This window comes from Stenotrophomonas rhizophila (assembly GCF_020857975.1).
GTDB lineage: Bacteria > Pseudomonadota > Gammaproteobacteria > Xanthomonadales > Xanthomonadaceae > Stenotrophomonas > Stenotrophomonas rhizophila_C.
Genome location: NZ_JACWUO010000006.1, coordinates 181872 through 198049, shown reverse-complemented (window position 1 = coordinate 198049; position 16178 = coordinate 181872). Strand labels below are relative to the sequence as shown.

The window sequence follows — 16178 nt, the reverse complement described above, 5'->3', positions numbered from 1 at the left end:
AATCGGGGCATGCGCGTCTTCCTGCAGCAACCTGCCCGCGGTGCCGATCCGGCCCGTTACCTCCAGCTCACCCTGCAACCGGACCTGTTCGGCGGCTGGGAGCTGTTGCACGAGTCCGGCCCGCTCGGCGGGCGCGGCAAGCTGCGGCGCGAACTTTACCTGCAGCAGGACCAGGCCCAGGCCGAGTTCGACAAAGCCCGCGATGCGCACCTCCATCGCGGCTACGCCATCACCTATGCCAGCGGCGACACGCCGCCCTGAGCGGCCCGCGCGCCGCCCGATTCCCCTTCGGCCCTGCGCCACCAGATTCCAAGGAAGCGTCCCGTGACCAGCCCCTCCCGCCATGACCGCCTGCTGCGCGCCCTGCGCCGCGAACCGGTGGACTGCACCCCCGTCTGGCTGATGCGCCAGGCCGGTCGCTACCTGCCCGAATACCGCGCCACCCGGGCCAAGGCCGGCAGCTTCCTGGCCATGGCCAAGACCCCGGACATCGCCTGCGAAGTCACCCTGCAGCCGCTGCGCCGCTTCGACCTGGATGCGGCGATCCTGTTCTCGGACATCCTCACCATCCCCGACGCGATGGGCCTGGAGCTGTACTTCGTCGATGGCGAAGGCCCCAAGTTCCGCCACCCGGTGCGCGATGCCGCCGCGATCGCCAGGCTGGCCGTGCCGGACATGGAAACCGAACTGCGCTACGTGATGGATGCGGTGCGGGTGATCCGCCGGGAACTGGACGGCAAGGTGCCGCTGATCGGCTTCTCCGGCAGCCCGTGGACCTTGGCCTGCTACATGGTCGAAGGCGGCGGCAGCAAGGACTTCGCCCGGATCAAGGCGATGGCCCTGAACGAACCGGCCGCGCTGCACCAGCTGCTGTCGGTGGTCACCGATGCGGTCATCGCCTACCTGGCCGCGCAGCGCGCCGCCGGCGCGCAGGTACTGCAGGTGTTCGACACCTGGGGCGGCGTGCTCAGCCCGTCGATGTACCGCGAATTCTCGCTGCGCTACCTGGCCCGCATCGCGCAGGAACTCGAACGCGGCCAGGGCGACCAGCGCACCCCGCTGATCCTGTTCGGCAAGGGCACCGGCCTGCACCTGGGCGCACTGGCCGACACCGGCGCCGACGCGCTCGGCGTGGACTGGACCCTGGACCTGGCCGACGCGCTGGCCCGCACCGGCGGCCGCGTCGCCCTGCAGGGCAACCTCGACCCGACCACCCTGTACGGCAACCCCGAGGCGATCGAACGCGCCGCCGGCCGGGTGCTGGACAACTACGCCCAAGGCAATGGCGGCTCGCGCGAGGGCCATGTGTTCAACCTGGGGCATGGCATGTCGCCGGACATGAATCCCGAGCATGTCGGTGTGCTGGTGGACGCCGTGCACCGGTTGAGCCGGCGCTGATTCGCTGCCGGGCGCAGGACAGCCGGGCAGAGCCCGGCGCTACGTGGTTGCGTGTTCCGATCGTTGCCGCGCCGCGCGCGGCCAGCCGAGCATGGCTCGGCTCTACCATTTCTTGATCCCACATCGGCGATCATGGGCGCCTCGTTGACGCAGGTACCCACGATGACCGCCAGCAGCTACGCCTCGATCCGGCCCCTGTTGTGGCTGGTGTCGCTGGCGATCTTCATGCAGATGCTGGATTCGACCATCGTCAACACCGCCCTGCCGGCCATGGCCCGCAGCCTCGGTGAAAGCCCGCTGCAGATGCAGTCGGTGGTGTTCAGTTACGCCCTGGCGGTGGCCACCTTCATCCCCGCCTCCGGCTGGATCGCCGACCGCTACGGCACCCGGCGCACCTTCCTGGTCGCCATCGTCCTGTTCACCCTCGGCTCGCTCGCCTGCGCGCTGGCCCAGACCCTGCACCAGCTGGTCGGCGCGCGCGTGCTGCAGGGCATCGGTGGCGCCATGCTGCTGCCGGTCGGCCGCCTGGCGGTGATGCGCTCGGTTTCCCGCGAAGAATTCCTGCGCGCCATGAGCTTCATCGCCATCCCGGCGCTGATCGGCCCGCTGATCGGTCCTACCCTCGGCGGCTGGCTGGTCGAAGTGGCCTCCTGGCACTGGGTGTTCCTGATCAACCTGCCGATCGGCATCCTGGGTTACCTGGCGGCCATGAAAATCATGCCCGACCACTACGCCGAACACCGCACCCGCTTCGACATCGCCGGCTATCTCATGCTCGCCTTCGGCATGGTGGTGCTCTCCCTGGCGCTGGACGGCATCTCCGGCATGGCCACCCCGCACGCACTGGTGATGCTGATGACCGTTGCCGGCCTGGCCGCCCTGGTCGGCTACTGGCTGCATGCGGCCAACTCCACCGCCCCGCTGTTCTCGCTGGCGCTGTTCCACGTGCCCAGCTACCGCATCGGCATCCTCGGCAACCTGTTCTCGCGCATCGGCAGCAGTGCCATGCCCCTGCTCATCCCGCTGCTGCTGCAGATCGGCATGGGCATGAGCCCGATGAAGGCCGGCCTGTTGATGATCCCCGTCGCCGCCGCCGGCATGCTCTCCAAGCGCTATGCGGTCAAGCTGGTCGAACACTTCGGTTACCGGCGCGTGCTGATGGTCAACACCGTGCTGGTCGGCCTGGCCATGGCCAGTTTCATCTTCATGAGCCCCGGCCAGCCCATGTGGGTACGGGTGGTCCAACTGGCGCTGTTCGGCGCGGTCAATTCGCTGCAGTTCACCGTCATGAACACCGTTACCCTGCGCGACCTGGACCGCGATTTCGCCAGTTCCGGCAACAGCCTGCTGTCGATGGTGATGATGCTGGCCACCGGCTTCGGCGCCGCCGCGGCCGGCAGCCTGCTGGCCGCCTTCGGCCAGCTCGACGCCCTGCATGGCGCCACCGCCGCGCTGCATGCCACCTTCGTCTGCGTCGGTGCGATCACCCTGACCTCCACCGTGATTTTCTGGCAGCTGCCCGACACCCGCCCCTCCCCGCGCGAGGTCGAAGAGGTCGCCGAGTAGCATCGGACCGTTGGCCCGATGAGCGCTCAACGCACCAGCGGCCAACGCACCAACGGTGCGTTGCTACCCGCGCAGCGCGCGCGCGATCGCCGCCACCAGCAGGTCGCCGGTCACCGGCTTGCGCAGGAAGCCATTGAAACCGGCCTGGCTCACCTGCTCCTCGATGCCCGGGTCGGTCCGCGCGGTGACCGCCACCAGCGGCATATCGTAGCCCTGGTTGCGCAGGTGCCCGGCCAGCTCAAGCCCGCCCAACCCCGGCAGGTCCAGGTCCAGCAGCACCACATCGAACGGCGCCGCGCTCACCTCGCGCAGCGCCGCCAACGCATGCTCGGCATGCACCATCTGGTGCCCGCGCGCGCCGAGCAGGCCGGTGATCACGCTGGCCACGGTCAGATCATCCTCGACCAGCAGAATGCGCAGCGGTGGCAGCGCCACGCCATCCACCGCCACCACCTTACCCTCGGCCGTCGCCGCCGCCTGCAACGGCAGCGGCAGGGACACGCTGAAGCGCGTGCCCACGCCCAGTTGGCTCTCCACCCCGATCTGGCCCTGCATCGCCAGCGCCAGTTCACGGCAGATCGCCAGCCCCAGCCCGCTGCCGCCGTACTGGGCCGCCGTGCGCGCCCCATCGGCCTGTTCGAAGCGGCGGAACAGACGCTGCTGCTGGTCGCTGCCGATGCCCGGCCCGGTATCGGACACCTCGAAATACAGGCCGCCCTCGGCCGACAGCGCGGCCACCTTCAAACGCACCTCGCCGTGGGTGGTGAACTTGACCGCATTGCCGAGCAGGTTGAGCAGGATCTGCCGCACCCGCACCGCATCGCCAACGCTGCAGGTGCCCGGCGGCAGCGAATTTTCCACCACGAAGCGCAGCTGCTTCTGCTCGGCCAGTGCCGCCATCAGCGTGCACACATCGTCGAGCAGGCTCTGCAGATGGAACGGCTGCGCCTGCAGCTGCAGCTTCCCCGATTCGATCCGGGCCAGGTCCAGCGCGTCGTTGACCAGGTGCAGCAGATGCTCGCCGGCGTGCCGGATCGATTCGGTCCAACCGCGCTGGCGCGCATCCAGCGGCGAGCCCAGCAACAACTCGCTCATGCCCAGCACCCCGGTCATCGGTGTGCGCACTTCATGGCCCAGGTTGGCCAGGAAACGGGTCTTGGCCGCCGACGCCTGCTCGGCCAGTTCCTGCTTCTGCAGCGCCAGCTGGTAGGCGTGCCGGCGCTGCAGCCGGCGCCGGTACAACCAGGCGAACAGGCTCATCAGCAACAACGCCATCGAGGTCAGCACCAGCAGCCCGGACAGGCTGCGCCACCACGGCGGCTGCACCCGGAACTCCAGTGCCTGCACCCGCGACCACACCTGGTCGGCCGAACGCGCCTGTACTTCCAGCCGGTAGCGGCCCGGCGGCAGGCGCGAGAACACGCGCTCGCCGGCCGGGCCCACCTCGACCCAATCCGGGTCGTAGCCGGCCAACCGGTAGCGGTAGCTGTTGGAGGACGAATCGGCGAACGACAGCAGCCGCGCCACGATGCGCAGGTCGCGGTCGGCATCGGCGATTTCCAGCGGCGCCAGGTGGGTCAGGTCGGCCACCCGGTCGCCCCGGCGTACCTCCACCCGCTCGATCACCAGCGGCGCGCGCCGGTTGGACGGCTTGACCAGGCGCGGGTCGAGCACCACCACCCCGGCCGGCGTACCGCCGACGATACGACCACTGACGGTGCGGGTCAGCGTGCGGCGGCGGAACTCCTGGCTGGGCAGGCCGTCGTGCACTCCATACAGGCGCACATTGCCCAGTTGTGGATCGGCCCGGATCAGGCCGCGCGCGGTGGCCGCCCACACCACCCCCTGCGCATCGACCACCAGCCCGGTCGCCGACACATCCGGATAGCCCGAACCGGCGCCGATCACCGCCTGCAGGGTCAACCGCCCGCCCTTCCAGTGGTACCGGCTCAGCCGGCCTTCCTCGGACAGCCACACGGTGCCGTCGTCGGCCACAGCCAGCGCATGCACGGTGGTGGTCGGCGCACCGGGCACCGGCTCGAAGCGCGAACGCGCCGGCACCCACTGCAGCAGGCCCTGCGCGGTGGCCGCCCACAGGTGGTCCTGTACCCCGCACTGGATGTCCAGCGCCAGCTGGCCGGCGGCCAAGCCGGCGTGGCCGACCGCCACCCGGTGCAGCACGCGGCCTTCCAGGTCGCGCTGCTGCAACCCGGTCGAGGCGGCGCTCCACACGCGCCCGCCATCGCACAGCGCCAGCGATTCGATCTGCCCGTCCATCGCCGCGTCCACCGCCGCATCGCGGCCCCAGCGGCGCAGCGTGGCGTCGTTGGGGTCGTAGCGCAGCAGCGCATCGGCCGAACCTATCCAGACCCGGCCGTGCGGGTCTTCCAGCACCGATTGCAGCCATTGGTTGCCATCCACCCAGGTGCGGTGCTGGGTGATGGCGCCACTGACCGGGTCGAACTTGTCCAGCGCCCCGTGCGTCCCCACCGCCCACACCCCGCCATCGGCGGCGGCAGCCATGCCCAGCACATAGGCATTGCGCAGCGAGGACGGGTCATCCTCCAGCCGCGACAGCACCGAGAACTGCCACCAGCGCGGCAACAGGTGCCACAGCCCGCCATTGGTGCTGGCCAGCCAGATGCCGCCTTCGCGGTCTTCATAGGCACCGGTCCAGTTCGGCCGCACCTGGCCGCGGGCCACCGCGCTGTACAGCGGCACCTGCTGGAACTGGTTGTCGTAGGCGCGGCCCAGGCCCGAACGGGTATCCAGCCAGTAGCCGCCCTGCTCGTCGCGCAGCATCATGCCCAGGATCTGGTCGCCGGCCGATACCTTCCACGGCGCCGGTTCGTAACGGCCGTCCGGGCGGCGCACCACCACCCCGGCGTTGGTGCTGATCCACAGGCTGCCATCGAGTTCGGCGGTCAGGCCGTTGATCAGCGCCTCGGGCAGATAGGCATTGGGCACGCGCTCGAAATCGCTTCCGGTCCAGCGCGCCAGCCCGGCCTTGGTGCCCACCCACAGGCTGCCATCGCGGGTGGTGGCCAGGTGGGTGACCGATGCGGCCGGCAGGCTGCGGGGGTTGCCGTGCTCGGGCATGAAACGGGTCACCTTGCCGTCGCGGTCCAGCCGGTGCAGGCCGCCTTCATAGGTGCCGAACCACAGCGTGCCGTCGGCGGTGGAGGTGATGCTCCAGATGGTGTTGCTGCCGATGGTGGGATGGCTGCTGCGGTCGAAGAAACGCATCTCGCGGCGGTCGGCCGACATCATCACCAACCCGGCATTCTCGGTGCCGATCCACAACTGGTTGCGCGCATCTACGTGCACGCTCCAGACATGGTTGTCGCGCAGGCCGTCCTCGGCGCGCCAGATCCGGTAGTTGCGCCCGTCGTAGCGGGCCAGGCCGTCGTTGGTGGCGATCCACAGGTAGCCGTAGCCGTCCTCGGCCATGCGGTTGACCGTATTGGACGGCAGCCCGTCGAACACGGTCAGCTGGCGCGGCGTTGGTGGCACCGGCTGGGCTACCGCCAGAACCGGCCACAGCCAGGCCATCACAAGCAGCAGGCAACGCAGAGGCACCAGCAAAGGGATCTCCCGAATCGGTCCGAGGATGCACACCAGGGACGGCAGCCGCAACGACGCCGGCCGCCTGGCGGTCCCGGGCCAGGCCTGCATGGTAAACGGTCTGCCAGTGTCCCTGCGCATGCCGATCCTCCTCCGTCCCTCCTCGCCCTGGCCGCATCTGCGCGGACGGCAACGGCAGGACGGCAGCCGCGCGGTCATTCCGGGGCGACATCGCCGCTTGGTCAATCAGGTTCTTGATCGATAAGCGCCCATCGACACACGCGATCAATCCCCACGTCGATCCAGTGCCCTCATCCTTCCGGTTGGCGACCGGCGCGGGCCTGTGCGATCGCATCGACCAGCATGTCGCCGGTCACCGGTTTGCGCAGGAAGCCATCGAAGCCGCCATCGAGCACCTGGCGTTCGGCATAGGCATCCGAGCGCGCGGTGACCGCGATCAGCGGCAGTTCGTAGCCCATCGTGCGCAGCTGCCCGGCGATGGCAATGCCATCCAGGGCCGGCAGGTCCAGGTCGAGCAGGCCGACGTCGAAGGCACCGGCGGCCATCTCCGACAGCGCGGCCAGGCCGTGCGGCACATGCACCACCTGGTGGCCGCGCGCGCGCAGCAGGCCGGCGATCACATCGGCCACGGTCGCATCGTCCTCCACCAGCAGGATACGCAACGGCGGCAACTGGATCTGCGCGGCATCCTGGCTGTCGCTGGCCGGGCGGCTGCGGCCCAGCGTCCACGGCAACGGCAGTTGCACGCTGAAGCGCGCGCCCTGCCCGGGGCGGCTGTCGATGCCGATGCTGCCGCCCATCGCCACCGCCAGCTCCTGGCAGATCGCCAGGCCCAGACCGCTGCCGCCATAGCGCGAGGCCGTGCGCGGGCCATCGGCCTGCTCGAACCGGTGGAACAGGCGCTGCTGCTGTTCGGCATTGATGCCCGGGCCGGTGTCGGAGACCTCGAAGACAACCCCCAGGTCACCCTCCAGCAGTTCAACGCCCAGCCCGACATGGCCGCGCTCGGTGAACTTGATCGCGTTGCCGAGCAGGTTCATCAGGATCTGGCGCACGCGCATTTCATCGCCGCTGAGCTGCACCGGCCCAGGCAGGGTGAAGCTGCGTTCGAAGGCCAGCCCGCGGTGGTGGGCCATCGGCTCCATCAGCGTCTGCACCTGGGCCAGCATCGACATCAGGTCGAACGGGCGGATATCCAGCTCCAGCCGCCCCGCTTCGATCCGCGCCAGGTCCAGCGCGTCGTTGACCAGCCGCAGCAGATGGGTGCCGGCATGCTGGATCGAGGCCGCGTAACCGCGCTGGGTCTCATCCAGCGGCGTGGCCAGCAGCAACTCGCTCATGCCCAGCACCCCGGTCATCGGCGTGCGTACTTCATGGCCCAGCGTGGCCAGGAAGCGGCTCTTGGCCTGCGAAGCCTGTTCGGCGATCTGCTGCTTGTGCAGGGTCAGCTGCCACTGCTGGCGGCGGCGCAGGCGCGCGCGCGCCACCACCACCAGCACCGCGACCAGCAGGCCCCACAACAGCAGGTAGGCCAGGATCGCGCCGCCGCTGCGCCACCACGGCGGCTGCACCTGCACGCTGAGCGTGCGCGAGGGCGTCCACGGACCCTGCGGGGTGGCGGCCTGCACATCGATGACGTATTGCCCGGGCGGCAACCTGGACAGCAGGCGTTCGCCGTTGGCGCCCTGCATCACCCAGTTCTGGTCGTAACCGGAAACCCGGTAGCGATAGCGGTTGCCCTGCGGATTGGCGAAGGACAGCAGGCGCGCGGCGATGATCAGGTCGCGGTCCTGCGGGCCCAGCACGATCGGCGCATCGACCGGCAGCGACTGCTGGCCCTGCGCATCGTCGCGGCGCACCTGCACGTTGTCGATCACCAGCTGCGAGGGCGGCAGCGGCAGGTCCGGCGCGTCCGGGTCGAAGCCGACCAGGCCGGTGGCGGTCACCGCCAGCACCTGGCCGTTGCCGGCGCGCACCGGCGGGCGGCCGCTGAATTCCACGTCCGGCAGGCCATCGCGTTCGCCGTAGACGCGCAGCCGGCGTTCGCGCCCATGCCAGCACACCAGGCCGCGTGGCGTGGTCGCCCATACCTGGCCATGGCGGCCGACCACCAGCCCGCCCATCGACACCGCCGGCAAGCCCTGGGCGGCGCCCACGCGTTCGCGCAGGGTCATGCTCAGGCCGTCCCAGCGGTAGCGTTCCAGCGCACCGTGGCGCGCCAGCCACAGTTCGTCCGGCCCGGTCCAGGTGATGTCGTAGATGCTGCCGCGCGAAATCCCCGGCACCTGCTCGAAGCGGCCGGCGTTCCAGCGCAGCAGGCCCATGTCGCCCATCACCCACAACTGGCCGCGCGGATCGAACAGCATCTGTTCGACCGGGTTCTCGGTCAGCCCGCGTCCATCATCGTTGCGGATGGTGTCCAGCACCGTGCCGTCGGCGGCGCGGCGCTGGATGCCAAAGCTCATGATCGACAGCCACAGATCGCCGTTGGGCGCCTGCCGGATCAGGTCGATGCGCTGGCGCACGTCCGCGCCGCCGCCGATCTTCCATTCGCGCAGCTGGCCGGTGCGCGGCTGGTACAGGCCCAGGCGGCCGGCACGGCCGATCCACAACGCGCCGTCGGCGCGCGGCAGCACCGACCAGCTGGCGCCTACGCCCAGCTGTTTTTCATCGGCGAGCTGGCGCAGCCGGCCGGCGCCGTCGAGCTGGTAGATGCCGTGCGCGCCGGCGATGTAGAAATCATTGCCGGCCGCCGCCACGCCGAGCAGGTAGACGCTGTCCAACGGCTTGCCATCCAGCTGGTACCAGGTGGAGAAGCGTTTCCAGTCCGGCGGCAGATAAGCCAGGCCCTGGGTCAGCATCGCCACCCACAGCCCGCCTTCGTGGTCCTGCAGCATGTCCAGCACGCCGCTGCGTGCGGTCAAGAAACCGCTGCCGGCGTCGCCGGCCAGCAACATCGCGTTGCGCGCATCGCCACGGTACAGGCCATCGGCGGTGCCCAGCCAGTAGCCGCCATTGCGGTCATGCATCACCGTGGCCGCACGCACATCGGCGCTCAAGGTCCACGGCGCGGGATGCGCGCTGTCGTCGGTGCCGATCCGGAACAGGCCGCCCTCGGTACCGGCCCAGACCGTCCCGTCCGGTTCGCGGGTCAGGCGGAACACGGCCTTGCCGCCGAGCACGGCCGGCGCGATGCGGGTGAAATAGCGGCCATCCCAGCGTGCCACGCCACTGCCGGTACCCACCCAGACCCGGCCCTGCGGATCGGACAGCATGGCGTAGATGGTGCCGTCGGGCAGGCTGCGCGGATCGGCCGGATCGGCCTGGTAGCGGACCAGGCTGCCATCTTCCCCGCGCCGGCAGATGCCATGCCGGTTGGTGCCGATCCACAACGACTTGGCCGCATAGGCCAGCGCCCAGAACTGGCCTTCGCAGCGTGCGTTGAGCTCGGGAAAGCGTTCAAACCGAGCCCGCCCCGGGCCGAGCATGGCCAGGCCGACGCCGTTGCTGCCCACCCAGACCCGGTCCAGCGGGTCGACCAGCAGGGTTTCCACTTCATTGCCGGGCAGCGAACCGGGATCGGCCGGGTCGTGCCGCCAGACCCGCAGGCCGACGCCATCGACCCGGGCCAGGCCGTCATCGGTGGCGGCCCAGACATAGCCCTGGCGGTCCTGGGCCAGCGCCAGCACCATCCGCGACGGCATGCCTTCGGCCGCACCGAGACGGCGCATGCGTGGCGTCTCTGCCGATGTCCCTGCGGCCCACGACGCTGACGGTACCAGGCACAACGCCAGTACCAGCAGCACGATGCCTGCGCGCCAGCCACGCGTGCTCATCGCCATCCATATCTCCCTGTAGACGGCAATTGTCCCACAGCAGCGCAGGCCCGCACGGCTGGAACAGGCTGTTGCCGACACGCACGAGCGCATAGGCATGGCCCCCGGTGCCATTGCCGGCCGCACCACGATCTGTTGCAGCCATGGCCCTGCCAGCCCGCACCGTGCTGTGCGTATGATCGGACCTGACCCCGATGGAGCCCGGCCGTGACCCCGCGCCTGACCCTTGCCCTGCTGCTGTGCACCGCGCCCTGGCCAGCCTTGGCCGCCCCCGATACCTATCGGCTCGACCCGGTCCACACCCGGGTACAGTTCGCGGTCGAACACGCCGGCTTCTCGCATGCGCTGGGCACCGTGTCCGGCAGCGAGGGCGTACTGGTATTCGATCCGCAGGACTGGCCGGCGGCCAGCTTGAATGTGCGCGTGCCGATCCAGCGCCTGGACCTGGGCGACGAGGCCTGGAACAAGGCCACCCTGGCGCGCAACCTGCTCGACGCCGGGCGCTACCCCGAGGCACGCTTCGTCTCGACCCGGGTCGAGCCGGTGGATGCCAATCACGCCAATGTCATCGGCCAGCTGACCCTGCGTGGGGTCACCCGCGAAATCACCCTGGCGGTCACCCTCAATGCGCTCAAGCGCCATCCGATGCCGCCGTTCCGCCGCACCGCCGGGTTCTCGGCCACCGCCACGCTCAGCCGCAGCGCATTCGGCGTGGACGCCTGGCCGTCGATGATCGGCGATGCGGTGCAGCTGCGGATCGAGGCCGAAGCGGTGCGCGACCGCAATGCCGCCGATCCGCCCGAGGCGCCGCCGGTCGATGCCCCGGGAACTCCCGTGCCGCCGGCAGACTCCCATTCCCCATCGCCACAGCCGGTCCAGGAGACCACGCCATGACCGCCAAGAACACCGCCACCCGCTGGGGGGGCGTCAGCCAGACCCTGCACTGGCTGATCGCCGTACTGATCCTGGCACTGGGCATCGTCGGCCTGACCATGGGCGAGTTCCCCAAGACCCCGAAGTACTTCTGGATCTACACGATGCACAAGTCGATCGGCATCACCGTGCTGGCGCTGGTGGCGTTGCGGCTGGGCTGGCGCCTGTATGCCGGCGCGCCCGCACCGGTGCCCGGCACGCCGGGCTGGCAGGAACGCATCGCCGCAGCCACGCACTGGCTGTTGTATGCGCTGATGTTCGCCCTGCCGCTGTCGGGCTGGCTGTACGATTCGGCCAGCGGGCTGCGGCCGTTCCGCTGGTTCGGCCTGGTCGATGTCCCCAAGCTCAGCGCGCCCGATGCGCGCGCCAGCCAGATCTCCCACGCCATCCACGAATGGGGCTTCTGGCTGCTCATTGCGGTGGTGCTGGCCCACGCCGGCGCTGCGCTTTACCACCATTTTTACCAACGCGATGCCACCCTTGCGCGCATGCTCCCGCAACGCTGGCTTGCCTCCCCCCAGAAGGATTGACCGATGAACATCAAGCTCACCTCCCCCGCGGCCGTCGCCGCCGCCCTGGCCGGGCTGCTGGCCGCCGCCCCGGTGCTGGCCGCCGACTACGTGCAGGCGCCCGGCTCGATCCTGGTGTTTGCCACCAAGTACGACGGCGAGGTGTTCACCGGCACCTTCCCCGGCTTTGATACCAAACTCAGTTTCGACCCGGCCAAGCTGGACGGCTCCAGGCTGGAAGTGACCATTCCGCTGGCCGGCGCCAAGAGCGGCAACAACGACCGCGATTCGACCCTGCAGGGCGCGGACTTCTTCAACGTCGGCAAGTTCGCCCAAGCCAAATACAGCGCCAGCAAGTTCCGTTCGCTGGGCAACAACCAGTACGCCGCCGACGGCACCCTGGAACTGCGCGGGGTGAGCAAGCCGGTCACCCTGACCTTCACCTGGACCCCGGGCGCGCAACCGGTGCTCAGCGGCAAGGCCACGGTCAAGCGCCTGGACTTCGGCGTGGGCGGCGGCGACTGGGCCGACACCAAGACCATCCCGAACGAAACGGCGATCAGCACCAAAGTGGTCCTGAAAGCGAAATAACCCGGCACCGGCTGCCGGATCTGCCGGGATCGGGCACCGCGCCATCCGACCATGGGTCGGATCTACCCCGGGTAGGTCCGACCCATGGTCGGACGAACACGGCGACGGCGCTAGCCGCACCAGGCCTTCACGCCCGCCACATCGAACGGCCAGTCCAGCTCCCGCCCCTGCGCATCGCGCAGGACTGGCACGCGCTGGCCATAACGGGCCTCCAGGGCCGCGTCGTCGTCGATGAACACACTGTCCAGCCCGGCCACCCGGGCCTGGGCCAGTACCGCCAGAGCCTGGTCGCACAACTGGCAGTCATCACGCTGGAACAAGGTAAACACCGGCCCACCCGCCTTGGGAAATGTTGCGCCGCAGTCAAGGTCGGCGCCTGCGACAGCATAGAATAGCGCTCCATCCGATACCCGCAGTTTGGCAATCATGGCTGTCAGCACGTTCGACGTTTTCAAGATCGGCATTGGCCCGAGCTCCTCGCACACCGTGGGACCGATGAAGGCCGCCGAACGCTTCGTGCACCGCTGGCTGCTGGACCCGGGCCGGCTGCAGGACGTGGTGCGCATCCGCGCCGACGTGTATGGCTCGCTGGCCCTGACCGGGCGCGGGCATGGCACCGACAAGGCGGTGCTGCTGGGCCTGGAAGGCCAGCGCCCGAACCTGATCGACCCGGACATCATCCCCGAGACGCTCGAACGCATCCGCTCCAGCAAGCGCCTGCGGCTGATGGGCCAGCACGAGATCGTCTTCGACGAGAAGCGCGACCTGGGCCTTAACAAACGGCAGAAACTGCCCTACCACACCAACGGCATGCGCTTCACCGCCTACGATGCCGACGACCAGGTGATCGCCACGCGCGACTACTACTCGGTCGGCGGCGGCTTCGTGGTCAACCAGGACGATGCCGCCGACGACCGCATCGTGCCCGATGAAACCCCGCTGCCCTACCCGTTCAAGAGCGGCGATGAACTGCTGGCGCAGACCGCGCGCAGCGGGCTGAGCATCGCCCAGCTGATGTTCGAAAACGAGAAGTGCTGGCGCAGCGAAGACGAGATCCGCGAACAGCTGCGCGAAATCTGGAGCGCGATGCAGGCCTGCGTGGAACGCGGCATCCGCCAGGAAGGCACCCTGCCCGGCGGCCTGCACGTCTCGCGCCGCGCCCCGGCGCTGTACCGCGAACTGTCCTCCAAGCCCGAAGCGGCGATGCGCGACCCGCTGACCACGCTGGACTGGGTCAACCTGTACGCCCTGGCGGTCAATGAAGAAAACGCCGCCGGCGGCCGGGTGGTGACCGCCCCGACCAATGGCGCGGCCGGCGTGCTGCCCTCGGTACTGCACTACTTCGACCGTTTCTGCCCCGGCGCCAACGAACAGCGCGTGTTCGATTTCCTGCTGACCTCGGCGGCGATCGGCATCCTGTACAAGGAAAACGCCTCCATTTCCGGCGCCGAGGTTGGCTGCCAGGGCGAAGTGGGCGTGGCCTGCTCGATGGCCGCCGGCGGCCTGGTCGCCGCGCTGGGCGGCAGCCCCAGCCAGATCGAGAACGCCGCCGAGATCGGCATGGAGCACAACCTCGGCCTGACCTGTGATCCGATCGGCGGGCTGGTGCAGATTCCGTGCATCGAACGCAATGCGATGGGCGCGGTCAAGGCGATCAATGCCTCGCGCATGGCCATGCGTGGCGACGGCAAGCACAAGGTATCGCTGGACAAGGTGATCAAGACCATGCGCGATACCGGCCGCGACATGCAGGACAAGTACAAGGAAACCAGCCGCGGCGGGCTGGCGGTAAACGTCATCGAGTGCTGAAGGCCGGGGCGGCGGTGCGCCGCCCCGGCCTGGTTGTGCTTACTGCTGCACGCCAAGTACGCTCACCCCGCTGAAGCCCTGCTCACCCACCAGGCGCAGGTACCAGGTGCCGGCGGTGGGCAGGTTGACCACGATGGCCTCGCTGTTGCCCGGCTTGACCGACTTGCGCTGGTGCTTTTCCAGGCTCGGCTTCTCGCCGAAGGATGCATACAGCGAGACGTCGCCCACGCCGCCGAAGCTGCGCAGCTGCAGGCTCCTGCCACCGGAGGGTACCTCGATCTGGTACAGCCGGCTCTCGCCCGCGCCGCCGGTCTGACCAGTGAGCACCTTGCCACTGACCAGCACCGTAGCCGGATCTTCAACGATATCCTCCATAGCCGCCTTCACCGCCGCACCGGCATCAAGGATGCCCGCGCCCATCGGCGTGGTCGGCGACGGCGCCAGCAGGAACGGCTGGGCGGTGCTGCGCAGCAGCTGGGTGACCTGCGCCGGGGTCAGCGGAGCGCGGCCGGCACCAACCGCAGCGGCCTGCATCAGCGCCACCACGCCGGCCACATGCGGACTGGCCTGCGAGGTACCGATCATGCCGATCAACGCATTGTCGTTGGTTGCCACGGTGGTCCCGGAATCGCCCAGGGACCATATCCAGCGATCGACCGGATCGTTGCCGGCGCTGGCATTGCCGCCCGGTGCCGACAGGGTCACGCCCAACCCATAGTTGGAGAAGTACGAACGACCGCCATTGACCCCGCTGGCACCGACCGTGACCACGCCGTTGCAGCTGGCCGGCGAGAAGTTCTTGACGTCGGCGCTGCTGTTGCCTGCGGCGACCACCACCGCCACGCCGCGCGAGATCGCGAAGTCGATCGCCTCCTGGGTTGCCGAATCCTCCTTGCAGGCACCGGATCCACCCAGGCTCATGTTGATCACTTCCGCCGGGGTCGCATTGTCCGGCACCCCATCGACATGCCCGCCGGCCGCCCAGACGATGGCATCGGCGATGTCCGAGGTGAGGCCACCGCAGTGGCCGAGCACGCGCACCGGCTGCAGCTTGGCCTGGTAGGCGACCCCGGCGATATCCACACCGTTGTTGCCGACAGCCGCCACCGTACCGGCCACATGCGTACCGTGCCAGGAACTGTCACTGTTGCCGCCGCACCATGGCATGCTGGCATCGGTCCAGTCGCCTGCATCGGTGGCGTCGGCATCGCGGCCATCGCCGTCACCGGCGATATCCGGCTCGTCGTTACTCTGCCCGTACCAGCCGATCATGTCGTAGCCCGGCACGATGTTTGCCGCCAGATCGCGATGCGGCAGATAGCCGGTATCCAGCACTGCCACGATCACCCCGTCGCCCTGGCTGTGGTCCCAGGCCGCCGCTGCGGCGATGCCCGCGCCGGGCTGGGTCAGGTCCCACTGGCGGGTCGGCAGTTCCGGGTCGTTGGGCAAGCTGTCCAGGCGCTGCTTGAGCGTGTCCAGCTGTGCGTACTGCAGGTCCGGATCGCGGCGCAGTTCGGCCAGCAGCGCGTCGGCCTCGGTCGCCTGCAGCCCGCGTGAGGCACGCACCAGCCGCGCACCGGTGGCGGTACCACGCAGCACGGTGAACCGCAGCGGTGCGACGGTAGCTGCCGGCGACGCGGAGCGGCTCAACGCGGCAGCGGCCTGCAGCCGGTCAAGCAGATATGCATCGCCCTTCGCCAGGCGCGTGCCCGCCTTGTACTTGACGATCAGCTGCTGCGGCGCGAAGGCGGTGGCGGCATCGGCCGGCAACGGCTTGCGCAGCATCGGCGGCGCCGCGTTGGCCAGCGGTACGGCCAGGCCGATCGCAACGGCGGCCGAACAGAGCGTGCGGAGTTTGTTCTTCAAGATAATGCTCCCAACTTGGGTCACAACAGGAAAGGCCGCTTTGGCCGCCACCCGCGCAGGGCGGCGACCCGTCCACGGCAAGGCC

Annotated in this window: 11 protein-coding genes; 7 read left to right on the top strand and 4 right to left on the bottom strand. The window is 69.2% G+C overall.

From position 1 onward, the window contains the following. The first annotated feature begins 9 nt into the window (after positions 1–9). The 3 genes from IC535_RS08330 to mdtD all read left to right on the top strand — a co-directional run bounded on the left by IC535_RS08330 (position 10) and on the right by mdtD (position 2964). Entirely contained in the window at positions 10–261 is a 252-nt protein-coding gene (locus IC535_RS08330; protein ID WP_228884191.1) for a WGR domain-containing protein, read from the top strand. 63 nt (positions 262–324) lie between these two features. After that, complete coding sequence (hemE, locus tag IC535_RS08325) at positions 325–1398, top strand: uroporphyrinogen decarboxylase (protein ID WP_228884190.1); 1074 nt, start codon at positions 325–327, stop codon at positions 1396–1398. Between the two features lie 162 nt (positions 1399–1560). Then, positions 1561–2964, top strand: a complete 1404-nt coding sequence (gene mdtD / locus IC535_RS08320) for a multidrug transporter subunit MdtD (protein ID WP_228884189.1) — start codon at positions 1561–1563, stop codon at positions 2962–2964. A 63-nt stretch (positions 2965–3027) separates the two neighbouring features. Here the strand turns inward: mdtD and IC535_RS08315 are convergent, their stop codons facing one another. Both IC535_RS08315 and IC535_RS08310 read right to left on the bottom strand, forming a co-directional pair. After that, entirely contained in the window at positions 3028–6546 is a 3519-nt protein-coding gene (locus tag IC535_RS08315) for a hybrid sensor histidine kinase/response regulator (RefSeq protein ID WP_228884502.1), read from the bottom strand. A gap of 293 nt (positions 6547–6839) precedes the next feature. After that, positions 6840–10385: a hybrid sensor histidine kinase/response regulator gene (locus IC535_RS08310; protein ID WP_228884501.1), complete on the bottom strand. Its 3546-nt coding sequence runs from the start codon at positions 10383–10385 to the stop codon at positions 6840–6842. Positions 10386–10592: 207 nt separating this feature from the next. On the opposite strand from IC535_RS08310, the gene IC535_RS08305 reads away from it, so the two are divergent. The 3 genes from IC535_RS08305 to IC535_RS08295 are packed head-to-tail and all read left to right on the top strand — an operon-like array spanning position 10593 to position 12418. Beyond that, a complete protein-coding gene (locus IC535_RS08305; protein WP_228884188.1) occupies positions 10593–11279 on the top strand; it encodes a YceI family protein in 687 nt (228 codons plus the stop codon). Then, on the top strand, positions 11276–11848 hold the full coding sequence (locus IC535_RS08300; protein ID WP_228884187.1) for a cytochrome b: 573 nt from the start codon (positions 11276–11278) through the stop codon (positions 11846–11848). The genes IC535_RS08305 and IC535_RS08300 overlap by 4 nt, the downstream gene beginning before the upstream one ends. Positions 11849–11851: 3 nt before the next feature. Then, on the top strand, positions 11852–12418 hold the full coding sequence (locus IC535_RS08295) for a YceI family protein (protein ID WP_228884186.1): 567 nt from the start codon (positions 11852–11854) through the stop codon (positions 12416–12418). A gap of 110 nt (positions 12419–12528) precedes the next feature. On the opposite strand, the gene IC535_RS08290 is transcribed toward IC535_RS08295, so the two are convergent. After that, complete coding sequence (locus IC535_RS08290; protein WP_228884500.1) at positions 12529–12747, bottom strand: glutaredoxin family protein; 219 nt, start codon at positions 12745–12747, stop codon at positions 12529–12531. 97 nt (positions 12748–12844) lie between these two features. On the opposite strand from IC535_RS08290, the gene IC535_RS08285 reads away from it, so the two are divergent. After that, complete coding sequence (locus IC535_RS08285; protein WP_228884185.1) at positions 12845–14227, top strand: L-serine ammonia-lyase; 1383 nt, start codon at positions 12845–12847, stop codon at positions 14225–14227. Between the two features lie 39 nt (positions 14228–14266). Here IC535_RS08285 and IC535_RS08280 read toward each other — a convergent pair whose 3' ends face one another. Continuing rightward, positions 14267–16093, bottom strand: coding sequence for a S8 family peptidase (locus IC535_RS08280; RefSeq protein ID WP_228884184.1), 1827 nt, complete (start codon positions 16091–16093; stop codon positions 14267–14269). Between the last annotated feature and the right edge of the window lie 85 nt (positions 16094–16178).